This window comes from Streptomyces sp. NPDC102283, from assembly GCF_044766265.1.
Taxonomy (GTDB): Bacteria; Actinomycetota; Actinomycetes; order Streptomycetales; family Streptomycetaceae; genus Streptomyces.
The window spans coordinates 206,730-219,512 of record NZ_JBIWLQ010000014.1; the positions used below are offsets into that span (position 1 = coordinate 206,730).

The 12,783-nt window shown below is 73.8% G+C and carries 13 protein-coding genes and 3 pseudogenes; 6 read left to right on the top strand and 10 right to left on the bottom strand.

The window, feature by feature from the left end:
• Positions 1-227: 227 nt before the first annotated feature.
• Positions 228-1,346 (bottom strand): glycerate kinase, encoded by a 1,119-nt coding sequence (locus ACIRJT_RS26520; RefSeq protein ID WP_403913615.1) that lies wholly within the window; start codon positions 1,344-1,346, stop codon positions 228-230.
• 151 nt (positions 1,347-1,497) lie between these two features.
• Between ACIRJT_RS26520 and ACIRJT_RS26525 the strand changes: the two genes are divergently transcribed.
• Positions 1,498-1,995 carry an NUDIX domain-containing protein gene (locus tag ACIRJT_RS26525; protein ID WP_403913618.1) on the top strand — a complete coding sequence of 166 codons (498 nt, stop codon included), beginning with the start codon at positions 1,498-1,500 and terminating at the stop codon, positions 1,993-1,995.
• Positions 1,996-2,118: 123 nt separating this feature from the next.
• Here the strand turns inward: ACIRJT_RS26525 and ACIRJT_RS26530 are convergent, their stop codons facing one another.
• Entirely contained in the window at positions 2,119-2,319 is a 201-nt protein-coding gene (locus tag ACIRJT_RS26530; protein ID WP_403913621.1) for a DUF2191 domain-containing protein, read from the bottom strand.
• A gap of 546 nt (positions 2,320-2,865) precedes the next feature.
• Here ACIRJT_RS26530 and ACIRJT_RS26535 point away from each other — a divergent pair.
• Together ACIRJT_RS26535 and ACIRJT_RS26540 are read left to right on the top strand one after the other, a co-directional pair.
• Positions 2,866-3,177: pseudogene (locus tag ACIRJT_RS26535) on the top strand (SDR family NAD(P)-dependent oxidoreductase); the annotation flags it as partial.
• A pseudogene (locus ACIRJT_RS26540) lies at positions 3,175-3,585 on the top strand (PucR family transcriptional regulator); the annotation flags it as partial. The pseudogenes ACIRJT_RS26535 and ACIRJT_RS26540, both read left to right, overlap by 3 nt.
• A 31-nt stretch (positions 3,586-3,616) precedes the next feature.
• Here ACIRJT_RS26540 and ACIRJT_RS26545 read toward each other — a convergent pair.
• A complete protein-coding gene (locus ACIRJT_RS26545) occupies positions 3,617-4,021 on the bottom strand; it encodes a (2Fe-2S) ferredoxin domain-containing protein (protein WP_403913623.1) in 405 nt (134 codons plus the stop codon).
• A 375-nt stretch (positions 4,022-4,396) separates the two neighbouring features.
• On the opposite strand from ACIRJT_RS26545, the gene ACIRJT_RS26550 reads away from it, so the two are divergent.
• Positions 4,397-4,981 carry a TMEM165/GDT1 family protein gene (locus tag ACIRJT_RS26550; RefSeq protein WP_403913626.1) on the top strand — a complete coding sequence of 195 codons (585 nt, stop codon included), beginning with the start codon at positions 4,397-4,399 and terminating at the stop codon, positions 4,979-4,981.
• A 65-nt stretch (positions 4,982-5,046) separates the two neighbouring features.
• On the opposite strand, the gene ACIRJT_RS26555 is transcribed toward ACIRJT_RS26550, so the two are convergent.
• From ACIRJT_RS26555 to ACIRJT_RS26575, 5 genes are all read right to left on the bottom strand, one after another.
• A complete protein-coding gene (locus ACIRJT_RS26555) occupies positions 5,047-5,583 on the bottom strand; it encodes a methylated-DNA--[protein]-cysteine S-methyltransferase (RefSeq protein ID WP_403913629.1) in 537 nt (178 codons plus the stop codon).
• A 22-nt stretch (positions 5,584-5,605) separates the two neighbouring features.
• Positions 5,606-7,078: an AlkA N-terminal domain-containing protein gene (locus ACIRJT_RS26560; protein ID WP_403913632.1), complete on the bottom strand. Its 1,473-nt coding sequence runs from the start codon at positions 7,076-7,078 to the stop codon at positions 5,606-5,608.
• 111 nt (positions 7,079-7,189) lie between these two features.
• Positions 7,190-7,723, bottom strand: coding sequence for an O-acetyl-ADP-ribose deacetylase (locus tag ACIRJT_RS26565; RefSeq protein WP_403913635.1), 534 nt, complete (start codon positions 7,721-7,723; stop codon positions 7,190-7,192).
• Between the two features lie 45 nt (positions 7,724-7,768).
• On the bottom strand, positions 7,769-9,184 hold the full coding sequence (locus ACIRJT_RS26570) for a phytoene desaturase family protein (RefSeq protein ID WP_403913638.1): 1,416 nt from the start codon (positions 9,182-9,184) through the stop codon (positions 7,769-7,771).
• Positions 9,185-9,279: 95 nt separating this feature from the next.
• Entirely contained in the window at positions 9,280-10,125 is an 846-nt protein-coding gene (locus ACIRJT_RS26575) for an inositol monophosphatase family protein (RefSeq protein WP_403913640.1), read from the bottom strand.
• A gap of 381 nt (positions 10,126-10,506) precedes the next feature.
• On the opposite strand from ACIRJT_RS26575, the gene ACIRJT_RS26580 reads away from it, so the two are divergent.
• Complete coding sequence (locus ACIRJT_RS26580) at positions 10,507-11,202, top strand: type 1 glutamine amidotransferase domain-containing protein (RefSeq protein WP_403913642.1); 696 nt, start codon at positions 10,507-10,509, stop codon at positions 11,200-11,202.
• Positions 11,203-11,242: 40 nt separating this feature from the next.
• Here ACIRJT_RS26580 and ACIRJT_RS26585 read toward each other — a convergent pair whose 3' ends face one another.
• Both ACIRJT_RS26585 and ACIRJT_RS26590 read right to left on the bottom strand, forming a co-directional pair.
• Positions 11,243-11,611 carry a Zn-ribbon domain-containing OB-fold protein gene (locus ACIRJT_RS26585; protein WP_403913662.1) on the bottom strand — a complete coding sequence of 123 codons (369 nt, stop codon included), beginning with the start codon at positions 11,609-11,611 and terminating at the stop codon, positions 11,243-11,245.
• A gap of 137 nt (positions 11,612-11,748) precedes the next feature.
• The gene (locus ACIRJT_RS26590) at positions 11,749-12,531 is read right to left on the bottom strand and encodes a TetR family transcriptional regulator (protein ID WP_403913664.1); all 783 of its coding nucleotides are present in this window, start codon (positions 12,529-12,531) and stop codon (positions 11,749-11,751) included.
• 169 nt (positions 12,532-12,700) lie between these two features.
• On the opposite strand from ACIRJT_RS26590, the pseudogene ACIRJT_RS26595 reads away from it, so the two are divergent.
• Positions 12,701-12,783 (top strand): annotated as a pseudogene (locus tag ACIRJT_RS26595) (electron transfer flavoprotein subunit beta); the annotation flags it as partial.

Sequence of the window (12,783 nt, forward strand, 5' to 3'; positions counted from 1 at the left end):
CCGGCGCGGGCGCGGCGGCGGCCTCGGCTGAGGTACGGCGGGCCCGGGCGGCGGGGCGTGGGTGCCCCGGGGCGCCCGGGGTGCGGTAGCCCGGGCGCGGGAGGATCCGGCGTCGGGTAGGCCCGGGCGCGGGAGAACCCGGCGTACGGAAAAGGGGCCCGGCGTCTGTCCCCGGGCCCCTCCCTGTGCTCTTCCCGTACACCTGCTTCGCGTACGCCTGATCCGCGTCAGCGCAGCAGGAAGTCCCGGGCGATCGACTCCGCCACCCGCTCCAGCAGCGGCCCGGCCTGGGCCATGGACACCGCCGGGTCCGGTTCCAGCTCGGCCAGGGCGTAGGCGCGGCGGATGCCCGCCTTCTCCAGTGCCTCCGGGGTCAGGGCGAGCCGGCCGCAGACCGCGACGACCTCGATCCCGGCCGCGCGGGCGGCGGCGGCGACCCCGGCCGGGGCCTTACCGTGCAGCGTCTGCTCGTCGAGCGAGCCCTCGCCCGTGACGACCAGCGTGGCGCGGGCGAGCGCCGGGGCGAAGCCGAGCACGTCGAGCATCACCTCGATGCCGGGGCGGAAGCGGGCGCCGAGGGCGACGAGCGCTCCGTAGCCGATGCCGCCGGCCGCGCCCGCGCCGGGCAGCGCCGCCGTGTCCGGGCCCAGGATCGAGGCGTAGTGCGCCAGGGCCGCGTCGAGGACCGCGATGTCCTCCTCGCTCGCGCCCTTCTGGCGGCCGTAGACCTCGGGTGCGCCCTTGGGCCCCGTCAGCGGGTTGTCCACGTCGCTGGCCAGGACCAGGTCGATGTCCGCCAGCCGGGGGTCGAGCCCCGCGAGGTCCGCCTCGGCCAGCTCCGCGAGAGGGCCGCCGCCGGGGCCCACGGGCTTGCCGTCCGCGTCCAGGAAGCGGGCTCCGAGCGCGGCGAGCATGCCCGCGCCGCCGTCCGTGGTGGCGCTGCCGCCGACCCCGAACACGATCGTCGTGGCCCCCGCCTCCAGGACGGCCAGCAGCAGCTCGCCCGAGCCGTACGTGGTGGCCGTGAGCGGGGCGAACACCCCGTCGGGCAGGTGCTGGAGGCCCGAGGCCTCGGCCATCTCCACCACGGCGGTGGACCCGCGCAGCGCGTACGCCGCCGTCACCGGGTCCCCGAGAGGTCCGGTCACCCGCGCCTCGCGGCGCTCGAATCCGGCGGCCACCGCCGCCGCGACGGTGCCGTCGCCGCCGTCCGCGACCGGCAGGGTCTCCACCCGCACGTCGGGGACGACGCGCCGCAGCCCGGCCGTCACCCGCTCCGCGACCTGCACAGCCGTGAGCGAGCCCTTGAACTTGTCCGCCGCCACGAGCACGCGGGCGGTCTGCATATCTGCTCCGTCCGTCACCTTGCATCCCTTGCTTTCGAACAGGCAGTCGCGCCGCCCCGACCTTATCCGCACGCCCCCTGATCTGCCCATGGCTGTCCACGGCCGCGCGATCGGGCCCCGGGGCCGGGCCGCCACCACTACGCTGGCGGCCGTGACGACTCCCGATGCCGACTACGCCACGTACATCGCCGGGCTCCCCCGGGTCCTGTCCGGCGCCGCCTCGCTCTTCCGTGACGTGGAGGGACGACTCCTCCTCGTCGAGCCGAACTACCGCGAGGGCTGGGCGCTGCCCGGCGGGACCGTCGAGTCGGAGGCGGGCGAGGGGCCCCGGCAGGCCGCGCGGCGCGAGACGGCGGAGGAGATCGGCCTCGACGTGGCGCCGGGGCGGCTGCTCGCCGTGGACTGGGTGCGGGGCCCCGGCCGCCCGCCGATCGTGGCGTACCTGTACGACGGCGGGGTGCTCACGGCGGACCAGCTGGCGGCGATCCGGCTCCAGGAGGAGGAGCTGCTGTCCTGGAGGCTGGTGGCGCCCGCCGAGCTGGACGGCTTTCTGCTCGGCACGCTCGGGGGCAGGGTCCGGGCGGCGCTGGAGGTCCTGACGTCCGGCGGCGGGACCGTGGAACTGGAGGACGGCGAACCGGTCGGGTAGGGCCGGCCGCGTAGGACCGATCGCATAGGACCGCCGCGTCAGAGGCGAGGAGCGATCGGCCGTGCCGGGCGCAGCCCCGTACGGGGCGATCGGCCGTGCGCGGCCCGGTCCCCCGGTCGGCGATCAGCCCTGCTGCGCCTCGGGCTTGATCTCCACGTCGCGCACCGCACCCTCGCGGTCGGCGACCAGGGCCTCGGTGCGGTGGCCGCGTGCGATGTAGTCGCGCACCACGAGTTCGACGGCGTCCTGGGGGTTGCCGACCCCCGCGAGCACCATCACTTCGACGACGAGTGCGGCATCCAGACTGACGGTCACCTTGGCCATGCGCGGACCCTATACCGGCGTGCTCCGCTCGCGGGCCGGTTTCCATGAGGAGCATCGCGCCGGACCGTCGTGACCACCATCCGGCCCGGCCACGCTATGGGGTCGGCCGCCATCGCCGCGAGCCGTCACCGGTTCCTGGTCCCGTGCGCAGTCGACGAGGCGAGAGGTGGACGGATGAGCAGGGACAAGGTGGTCGCCGACGCGGCGGACGCGGGTCGCGGACATCGGGGCCGACTGCGTCCGCTCGTGCCGTGCCACCGTTCGGCGGCGACGGCGCTGGAACGCTGGCTGGACGACGGCCGGCGCCCCCCGTCGAGCCGCACCCTGGAGCTGTCCGCGGGAGCCGGTCCCGCCGAGCTGCTCGGCCGCTGCCCGCTGGACGGGGAGCCGCGCCACCCGCACACAGGTGGCGATGCCCGCCACTCCTCGCCCGCTCGCTGTGGAGATCCGCGCCATGGGATGTCCGGTCAAGTGTCTCTAGCGTTTCCGGCCATGACGAGCCAATTTCACGCAGCTCCCGGTTCCTCCGCGCCGGACACCGGGGCCGTGGACCTCAGAGGGCGTACCGCCCTGGTCACCGGCGGCGGCAGCGGCATCGGGCGGGCCACCGCCGAGGCGCTCGCCGACGCCGGCGCCCTCGTTCACGTGGTCGACCGCGAGGCCGGGAGCGCCAAGTCCGTCGCCGCCGCGATCGGCGGTGTGGCCCACATCGTGGACCTGGCCGAACCCGAGGCGATCGGGACGCTGCCGACCGGGGTGGACGTTCTGGTCAACAACGCCGGGCTGCAGCACGTGGCCGCCATCGAGGACTTCCCGCCGGACCGCTTCGAGCTGATCCAGAAAGTGATGGTGACCGCCACCGGTCCGGCCGAGCTGCCGCACGCGCACAGCGAGGCCGACCGCTGCCTTTCCGCGCTGCGCGCCCTCGGGCGCACCGGGAGCGGCGGGGCGGTCGGGGACCTCGGGTTCATCGGCGTGCTGCTGGGCGACCAGGCGGACCTGGGCGGCTACGTGCACCGGACGCTGGGACCCGTGCTCGACTACGACACCCGGCGCGGCACCGACCTCGTCACCACGCTGGACGCCTATTTCGCCCAGGGGGCGAGCCTCACCCGGACCAAGGACCTGCTCCACGTCCATGTGAACACGGTGGTGCAGCGGCTGGAGCGCATCGGCCGGCTCCTCGGCCAGGACTGGAACACGCCTGCCCGCACCCGGGAGATCCAGCTGGCCCTGCGGCTGCATCGCCTGACGCAGGGCCTGTGACGGGAGGGGTTACGCGCCCGGCCGGGCGGCCTCAGTCGTCCAGACCGGCCCGGACCCGGCGCGAGGGCTGGAAGGCGTAGAGGTCGAGGATGTCCGGGGCGTCCGCGAGCCCCGGGCCGCCCGCCGCCGCCCAGGCCACGATGTCCTGCTCGGCGTGCTCGTCGTTGACCAGGCCCAGCCAGACCGGCCGGCCCCCGGCGCGGCGGCCCTCGGACGAGGGCTGCACGACGATGACGTTGCCCTGCTCGCAGGCGTCCAGGCACTCGACCGCCCGTACGGTGGCGGCGCCCTCCAAGCCGGTGCGCAGCCGGGCCAGCTGGGCCGCGTGGTCGACGCCCGGGATCTTCTCCGTGCCGCAGCAGCACCCCCGGCAGACGCTGACGGTGGGCCGGGGGGTGCCCTGGGCGGGCACGTCGTTGCGGGGGCGGCGGCTCATGGGGCACTTCCCGTCGCGGTGGGGTGGAGTCGGATGGCTGTGGACCACCACCGGTCGGGTGATCATCACGATGCTACCGAGGTGCTCACTGTTCGAACACCAGGCCCTGCGTCCGGCGGGGTGGGGTAATGTTGACGGCTGCGAAGGGGAGTAGCCCCGCAAACCGGTCGTCGACATACTGGAGCCTTCGGGTTCCCGGTGGCCGGGCTCGTGTGTCCTGCAAGGGATGACCACGGGCGGGCGAGACCTTCGGTCCTGTATGACACGTCCACGTCCTGTGGGCGGAGCCGTCATGCCGGGCCGAGTGGTCCTCCGAAAGCCCGAGCGGCGCTTCGCGAAGATCCGGGGCCCGGCTCGAACAGAAAGCCACCCGGAATGCACCTCGACCCTCTGGCGATCCTCACCGCCTTCGGGCTGATCTTCCTCGCGGAGCTCCCCGACAAGACGATGTTCGCTTCGCTGGCCATGGGCACGCGGATGCGGCCCCTCTACGTGTGGTTCGGCACCTCGTCCGCGTTCGTCGTGCACGTCGCCATCGCCGTCGGAGCGGGCAGCCTCATCGGGCTGCTGCCCGACTGGACCGTCAAGCTCGTCTCGGCCTCGCTCTTCGCGTTCGGCGCGTTCATGCTGCTGCGCGGCAGCGGTGGGGACGACGACGAGGACGCCGAGGTGAAGACCGTGACCGGTTTCTGGCCGGTCTACACGACCGCGTTCATGGCGGTCTTCATCAGCGAGTGGGGCGATCTGACGCAGATCACCACCGCCAACCTGGCGGCGAGCAACGGCACCTGGTCCACGGCGATCGGTGCGGCCGCCGCCCTGATGTCGGTCTCGGCGCTGGCGCTGCTCGCGGGGAAGTTCATCGCGAAGCGCGTACCGCTGAAGACCGTGCAGCGCATCGGCGGGATCTGCATGCTGGGCCTCGCCGTCTGGACGACCGTGGAGATCTTCACCGGCTGAGGTCATCACCGGCTGAAGAGCGCGGGCTCGGGGGCGTACCGGCTTCGGCGCCCCCCGGCCCGCTCTCAGAACAGTGCCGCCACCCCGTCGTCCGTCCCCCCGCTCTCGAAGGCGAGCAGCCGCTGCTTGCGGTCCAGGCCGCCGCCGTAGCCGGTGAGGCTCCCGGAGGCTCCGACGACCCGGTGGCACGGCACGATGATCCCGACGGGGTTCTTGCCGTTGGCCAGTCCGACCGCCCGCGAGGCGCCCGGCTTTCCGAGCTCCTCGGCCAGCTCGCCGTACGTACGGGTCTCGCCGTACGGGATCTTCAGCAGCTCCGCCCACACGCTCCGCTGGAACGGCGTGCCCGCCAGGTCCAGCGGGAGGTCGAAGGTGGTGCGGTCCCCGGCGAAGTACTCGGTGAGCTGCTGGATCGTCTCGCCGAAGGGCTCCGGATCCGGGACGCCGAAGGTCTCCTGGGGCGGGCGGTGGCGCTGGTCGGTCATGTAGAGGGCGGAGAGGACTCCGTCGGTGGCGACGAGCGTGAGAGGGCCGTAGGGGCTGTCGAGGACCATGTGCTGCTTGGTCACCGGTGAGGTGGGAGTGGTGCTGGTGGTGGTCATGGGAGCCGTGTCCTTGTCAGCGTCAGGCGGGCAGGTGGTTGATGGGGTGGTCGTCCACCGTCCAGAGGTACTGCACGGCGTACGCCCGCCAGGGGCGCCAGTCGGCGGCCCGTGCGGTGAGGGCGGCGGGGGTGGCAGGCAGGCCCAGCCGCTCGGCCGCCCGGCGGATGCCGAGGTCGGTGGGGAGGAAGGCGTCGGGGTCGCCGAGGGCCCGCATGGCGATGGACTCGACCGTCCAGGGGCCGAAACCGGGCAGGGCGGCCAGATCGGCGCGGGCCCGCTCCCAGTCGGTGTCGGTGTCGAGCCGCAGCCGGTCCTCCGCGAGGGCGGCGACGAGGGTGGTGAGGGTCGTTCGACGGGTGCGCGGCAGGGCCAGGGCCGCCGGGTCGAGCCCCGCCAGCGCCTCCGAGGTCGGGAAGAGGTGCGTCAGCCCGCCCTCGGGGTCCTCGACCGGGACGCCGTGGGCGGTGACCAGCCGGGCGGCGTGGGTGCGGGCGGCGGCGGTGGAGACCTGCTGGCCGAGCACCGCGCGTACGGCGAACTCCGCCCCGTCCACCGTGCGGGGCACCCGGCGGCCGGGGCCCGCGTCGACCAGCGGGGCGAGCAGCGGGTCGGTGCGCAGTTGCGCGTCGACGGCGACCGGGTCCGCGTCCAGGTCGAGGAGCCAGCGGCAGCGGCTGATGGCCCGGGTGAGGTCGCGGGGGTCGGTGAGGGAGAGCCGGCAGGCGATGTGGTCGGGCTTCGGGGTCAGGGCGACGATTCCGTGGCCGTACGGGAGGGTGAGGGTGCGTCGGTAGGCGCCGTCCCGCCACTCCTCGACGCCGGGGACGCCGGTCGCGGCGAGGTGGCCGAAGAGGTTGCTGGGGTTGAGCGGGGCCCGGTACGGGAGGCGGAGCGCGATGACGCCCGGCACGGTGGCGGGCCGGGGGCCGCGGGCGGCCCGGGTGCGCAGCTCGCCCGGGGCCAGGCCGAAGACCTCGCGGACCGTCTCGTTGAAGGTGCGGACCGAGGAGAAGCCCGCGGCGAACGCGACCTCGGCCATGGGCAGCGCGGTCGTCTCGATGAGCAGGCGGGCGGTCTGCGCCCGCTGGGCGCGGGCCAGGGCCAACGGGCCGGCGCCCAGCTCGGCCAGCAGCTGGCGTTCGATCTGGCGTGCGGAGTAGCCGAGCCGGGAGGCCAGCCCGGGTACGCCCTCGCGGTCGACGACCCCGTCCCGGATCAGGCGCATGGCGCGGGCGACGGAGTCGGCGCGGGCGTTCCACTCGGGGGATCCGGGGCTGGTGTCGGGGCGGCACCGCTTGCAGGCCCGGAATCCCGCCTGCTGGCAGGCGGCGGCGCTCGGGTAGAAGGTCATGTTGCGGACCTTGGGCGGCACGACGGGGCAGCTGGGGCGGCAGTAGATCCGGGTGGTGAGGACCGCGGTGAAGAACCAGCCGTCGAAGCGGGCGTCCTTGGACTGGACGGCCCGCACGCAGCGCTCGGTGTCGGTGTGCATGGTTCCAGGATGGTGCACCGGTCAGCGGCTTGGCTGGCGGAAATCCGACAGGGTCCTCGCGCGGAAATCCGACAGGCGCCCGAACCCTTCCGGCGGTCTGCGGGCAGGGCCTCAGCGCATCGCGAGGACTTCCTCGAACTCCACGTACGCGTGGGCGTCGAAGAGCACGAAGCGCACCTCTTCGACCGGCTCCACGGTCTCCGCCAGGACCGTGCGCACGGCGATCCTGGCCCCGTCGTCCATCGGCCAGCCGTAGATGCCGGTGGAGATCGCCGGGAACGCGATGGACCTGGCGCCCAACTCGGCTGCCAGGCGCAGGGATTCGCGGTAACAGGAGGCGAGCAGGGTGGAGCGGTCCTGGGCGCCGGAGAAGACCGGGCCGACGGTGTGCACGATCCATCGGGCGTCGAGACGTCCGGCGGTGGTGGCGACGGCCTGCCCGGTGGGCAGTCCCTTTCCGTACTGCGAGGCGCGCAGGTCACGGCAGGCGGCGAGGATGTCGGGGCCGCCGCGCCGGTGGATGGCTCCGTCGACGCCGCCGCCGCCGAGCAGGGAGGAGTTCGCCGCGTTGACGATGACGTCGACGGACTGGTCGGTGATGTCGCCGCGGACCAGACGTACGGCGGGAGAGACAGAGGTGCTCATGCGGACATCATGCCGCGCGCCGGGGGGCTTCGCCGCCCGGTCCGTTCAGGAGGCCCGCAGCCTTCGCCATACGGCCTTGGCGGCGTGGTGGCCGGACATGCCGTGGACCCCGGGTCCGGGCGGGGTGGCCGAGGAGCAGAGGAAGACCGCGGGGTGCGCGGTGGCGTAGGGGACGCGCGCGAGCTTGGGGCGGATCAGCGTCTGGAGGCCGGCGAAGGCTCCGCACGCGATGTCGCCGCCGACGTAATTGGCGTTGCGCGCGGCGAGCTGGGGCGGGCCCGCGAGGGCGCGGGCGAGCACCAGGTCGCGGAACCCTGGTGCGAAGCGCTCCAGTTGGCGTTCGATGACGTCGGTCGCGTCGCCCTCCCAGCCCGCCGGGACGTGTCCGTACACCCAGAAGACGTGGCGTCCTTCGGGGGCCCGGGAGGGGTCGGTCAGGCTGGGCTGGGCGGTGATGAGGAAGGGGACGCTCGGGTCGCGGCCCGCGACGGCCGCCTTCAGCGCGGTGTCGATGGTCCCGGCGTCGGGGCCGATGTGGACGGTGCCCGCGCGGCGGGCCGCGGACGCGGTCCAGGGGACGGGGCCCGACAGCGCGTAGTCGATCTTGAAGGCGGAGGCGCCGTAGCGGTAGTGGTGGTACGCCGAGCCGAGGCCCGCGATCCGGGCGAGCGCGGTGGGCGAGGTGTCGAAGATGTAGGCGCGGGCGGGCGGCAGTTCGTCCAGGCGCTTGACCTCGCTGCCGGTGCGGATCGTGCCGCCCTGTTCGCGGAGGAAGGAGGCGAGGGCGTCGGAGATGGCCTGGGAGCCGCCGCGCGGCACCGGCCAGCCGTGCTCGTGGGCGGCGAGCGCGAAGACGAGGGCGATGGCCGAGGTGGCGAATCCGCTGGTGGGAGCTATGGCGTGGGCGGCGAGCCCGGCGAAGAGGCCGGGGGCCTTCTCACCGGAGAAGCGGCGGGAGAGCCAGGTGGCGGGCTGGAGACCGAGCAGGCCGAAACGGGCCAGCCGGTAGGGGTCGCGGGGCAGGCCGTCCCAGGGGGTGCGCAGGAAGTCGGCGGCCAGGGTGTCCCAGCGGCCGACGAAGGGGGCCATGAGGCGGCGGTAGGCCCCGGCGTCGGCGGCCCCCAGCGACATCGCGCTCTCGCCCACCGAGCGGGTCAGCGTGGCCGCGGTGCCGTCCGGGAAGGGGTGCGCGAGGTAGACCTCGGGGTGCAGCCACTCAAGGCCGTGCCGGGCGAGCGGCATGCCCCGGAACGCGGGCGAGCCGATCCCGAGGGGGTGCACGGCGGAACAGGGGTCGTGCCGGAACCCCGGGAGGGTCAGCTCCTCGGTGCGGGCTCCCCCGCCGATGGTGTCGTGCGCCTCGTGGACCTCCACCGCGAGGCCCCGGCGGGCCAGTTCGGCTGCGGCGGTCAGTCCGTTGGGCCCCGCGCCCACCACGACCGCATCGAGCATCGACGGCACCTTGGGACTCCTTCGTCGGCCGGCAGGCGGACCTCCAGGGTATGCGTCGCCACCGACCGTGCGTACGCGGGTGCCCCGGGTTCGGCCGGTACGGGTCAGCCGTCCGTGCGCAGGGCGGCCAGGACGCGCCGGGCGGTGGCCTCGTCGCGGGCGGCCGTGAACGGCAGGTCGTTGCCGCCCGCGATACGGAACGGGGCGCCGGACAGGGTCGACTGGGCGCCGCCCGCCTCGGTGACCAGGAGGAGGCCCGCGGCGTGGTCCCAGGCGTACTCCCAGTTGAAGGCGGTGGCGTCCAGATCGCCGCGGGCCACGGCGAGGTATTCGAGCCCGGCCGAGCCGCAGGGGCGGGCCGCGATGCCTTCGGTGCGCAGGCCGAGCAGGGCCCGCTTCTGGGCCTCGGTGGTGTAGTCCGGGTGCGACATCGCCACGTTCAGCACGGCGCCGGGCGCGGGCGCCCCGGAGCGTATCGGCACGCCGTTGAGTGTGGCGCCCCGGCCGCGTACGGCGATGGCCATCTCGCCCCGGACCGGTGCGTACGTCCAGGAGGCGTGCACCTCGCCGTGAAAAGCGAGGGCGACCAGGGTGCAGAAGCCGGCCTCGCCCCGGACGAACTGGCGGGTGCCATCGACCGGGTCGACGATCCAGACCGGGGCATCGCCGCCGAGGGCGTCGTAGACCGCCGGGTCGGCGTGCACGGACTCCTCGCCGACGACGACCGAGCCGGGCAGCAGCTTGGTGAGGGCGACGGTGAGGTGCTCCTCGGCCAGCCGGTCGGCGGCGGTGACCAGGTCGTGCGGGCCGCTCTTCTCGATGATCTCGTGGGCGGCGAGCTTCCGGTGGCGCGGCATGATCTCGGCCGCGGCGGCGGCGCGCACGGCGGCCTCGACCTCGGCCGGCGGTCCGGTGTGCCCGGCGGTCCCGTACAGGAAGTCATCGATCATGGCTCCAGCTAAGCACGGCCGTGCGAGCCCTCACCCCCCGGGTGAATGCGGACATCTGCGACGCGGACCGGATCCGGATTCCGGACGGTGTCCGCACCGTGACCGTGGGCGAGCGGGCCGCAGCGTGACCATGGGCAAGCGGCCCGGACCGTCGGAGCTCGGCCGCGGCGCCGGGAGCGCTCCGGACGACTGGCATGACGCGGACCGTCGCGACCGGGATGATTCGGACCGTCCGCCGGGGGCAGGCGATCCGCCGGACGGCCGATCGCCGCCGCCCCGTCGGAAGCCTCTTTCCGGCACACGTGGGCGGGAGGCGGCTCCCGGCCCGGCCGGGCCTACCGTCGGCCTGGTCAGCCACCCCGACCAACGGAGATGTACGACATGGCAAAGATCCTTTTCGTGGTGTCCGGAGCGGACCACTGGACCCTGGCGGACGGCACGGCCCACCCCACGGGCTTCTGGGCGGAGGAGGCCGTGGCTCCGTACCGGGCGTTCACCGATGCCGGGCACGAAGTGGTCGTCGCCACCCCGGGCGGCGTCGTCCCGACCGTGGACCGCGGCAGCCTGGCGCCCGACGTCAACGGCGGCCAGGAGGGCGCCGACGCGGTGGCGGCCGGTCTTGAGGCGTTCGAGGAGCTGCGGCGTCCGGTCGCGCTGGAGGACGTGGACCCGGACGCGTACGACGCCGTCTTCTACCCCGGCGGCCACGGCCCGATGGAGGATCTCGCGGTCGACCCCGTCTCCGGGCGGCTGCTCACCCGGGTGCTGGCTTCGGGCAAGCCGCTCGGTGTGGTCTGCCACGGCCCGGCGGCCCTGCTGGCCGCGACCGGCCCCGACGGCACGAACACCTTCGCCGGGTACCGGCTGACCGGCTTCACCAACGCCGAGGAGACCCAGGCGGGCCTTGCGGACAAGGCCAAGTGGCTGCTCCAGGACCGGCTGGTGGCGCTGGGCGCGGACTTCCAGGAGGGCGAGCCCTGGGCGCCTTACGTCATCACCGACCGAAACCTGATCACCGGTCAGAATCCGGCCTCCTCCGTCCCGTTGGCCGCCGAACTGCTCAACCGGCTCGGCTGACCGGCCGATCGGCGGTTAGCCTTCCGGCCGGCCCGGCCGTTCAGACCCAGTCGCGCCGTGCGGGAGGCTCGCAGAGCTCCAGGACCACCTCGCCCGTCTCCGGTTCGCCCTCGGAGACGGGCCGGACGCGCGCGCCGACCGTCACCAGGTGCGGAGCCGCCCCCACGATCCGGCAGCGGAAGACGAACCCTTCGGAGAAGCGCACGAGGGACTCGTTGCGCGCCGCCTCGGTGTAGCGGTGGACCACGGCGGTCCGGACGACCACTCCGTGGCCGGTGGTGCGTTCGGGCTCCAGTTCGCTCGACGCGCACACCGGGCACAGCAGCCGCCGGAACGAGGCGGTGCCGCACCAGCGGCAGCGGCTGAAGGAGAGGCCGCACTCCTCGTGCGCCTTCTGGACGGTGCCCATTACGGTGCCCATTGCTCTCTGGGACACGGCTCGACCCCCTGCGCTCGTCTCGGACGCGCCGCACCTGCACTGCGGGCGCGTCCGCACCATATGGCACTCCGTGCCGGGCAGTAAAGGTACTGAGTGCCCATTGATACTCAGTTCTCGCCGACGACCGCCTCGATCTGCTGCACGACGCGCCACATCGGGGTGCCCTTCCGCGCGACCATCACGATCACCTCTCCGTCGCCGGAGACGGGAAGGGCGTCGGCGGAAGAGGCCGCGGCGGGAGGGTTCGGCACGGGAAGGGTCGCGGCCGGGCCGGACACGGATCCGCCCGGCAGGCCGCCCTCCCCCTCCGGCGACAGCGCGCCCGCCCTCCCCGCGGGCCGCCGCCCCCACACCTCGCGCACCAGGGCGAGCGCGTGATCGACGGCCACCTCGGGGTCGCCCGCCCCGCCCGAACGCAGCCACAGCCGAAGCCCGTTGTTGTGCGCGGCGACCACCGAAGCGGCGATCACCTCGGCCCTCAGCTCCCCGTCCCCGCCCTCGCCGAACCGGCCGCGCAGATGACCGGCGAGGGTCTGCTCGTAACGGCGCACCACCGACAGCTCGTACGTCCGCAGCCCCGGCACCTCCCGGGTGAGACGGTAGCGCTGCACGGAGAACTCCGGGTTGGCCGCGTACATCCGCAGCACGATGCGGGCGGCGTCGCACACCGCGCCGACCGGGTCGCTGCCGTCCACGGCGGCCAGGAACTCGGTCATCTCGGCGAGGCAGCGCTCATGGTCCGGGAAGACCGCGTCCTCCTTGGACGGGAAGTAGCGGAAGAACGAACGCCGGCCCACTCCGGCCCGCGCCACGATGTCGTCCACGGTCGTCCGCTCGAAGCCCCGCTCCAGGAAGAGCTGGAAGGCCGCCTGTGCGAGCACCTCCCGCATGGGTGCCTTCTTCTCGGGTCCTCGTGCCTCGCTCATGCGGCGAAACGTAGCACCGGACGGAGCGTTTTGGCACTGCGTACCTTTACAGAGGGTACTGAGTGCCATAATCTGTCCACCCGTACGAATGACACCCAGGTGGGACCACACCCAGGTAGGCAGGAGAGCCGGCGTGAGCTTGAGGATCGTTGTCTGTGTGAAGTACGTGCCCGACGCGACCGGTGACCGGCGGTTCGCCGATGACCTGACGTTGGA

Excerpts from the sequence above, each read along its gene's own strand:
- ACIRJT_RS26590 (WP_403913664.1), bottom strand. The coding sequence starts at position 12,531 with ATGCGGGAGGTGCTCGCACAGGCGGCCTTCCAGCTCTTCCTGGAGCGG.
- ACIRJT_RS26550 (WP_403913626.1), top strand. The coding sequence starts at position 4,397 with ATGCACCTCGACCCTCTGGCGATCCTCACCGCCTTCGGGCTGATCTTC.
- ACIRJT_RS26545 (WP_403913623.1), bottom strand. The coding sequence starts at position 4,021 with ATGAGCCGCCGCCCCCGCAACGACGTGCCCGCCCAGGGCACCCCCCGG.
- ACIRJT_RS26565 (WP_403913635.1), bottom strand. The coding sequence starts at position 7,723 with ATGAGCACCTCTGTCTCTCCCGCCGTACGTCTGGTCCGCGGCGACATC.
- ACIRJT_RS26580 (WP_403913642.1), top strand. The coding sequence starts at position 10,507 with ATGGCAAAGATCCTTTTCGTGGTGTCCGGAGCGGACCACTGGACCCTG.
- ACIRJT_RS26575 (WP_403913640.1), bottom strand. The coding sequence starts at position 10,125 with ATGATCGATGACTTCCTGTACGGGACCGCCGGGCACACCGGACCGCCG.
- ACIRJT_RS26585 (WP_403913662.1), bottom strand. The coding sequence starts at position 11,611 with ATGGGCACCGTCCAGAAGGCGCACGAGGAGTGCGGCCTCTCCTTCAGC.
- ACIRJT_RS26555 (WP_403913629.1), bottom strand. The coding sequence starts at position 5,583 with ATGACCACCACCAGCACCACTCCCACCTCACCGGTGACCAAGCAGCAC.
- ACIRJT_RS26560 (WP_403913632.1), bottom strand. The coding sequence starts at position 7,078 with ATGCACACCGACACCGAGCGCTGCGTGCGGGCCGTCCAGTCCAAGGAC.
- ACIRJT_RS26520 (WP_403913615.1), bottom strand. The coding sequence starts at position 1,346 with ATGCAGACCGCCCGCGTGCTCGTGGCGGCGGACAAGTTCAAGGGCTCG.
- ACIRJT_RS26530 (WP_403913621.1), bottom strand. The coding sequence starts at position 2,319 with ATGGCCAAGGTGACCGTCAGTCTGGATGCCGCACTCGTCGTCGAAGTG.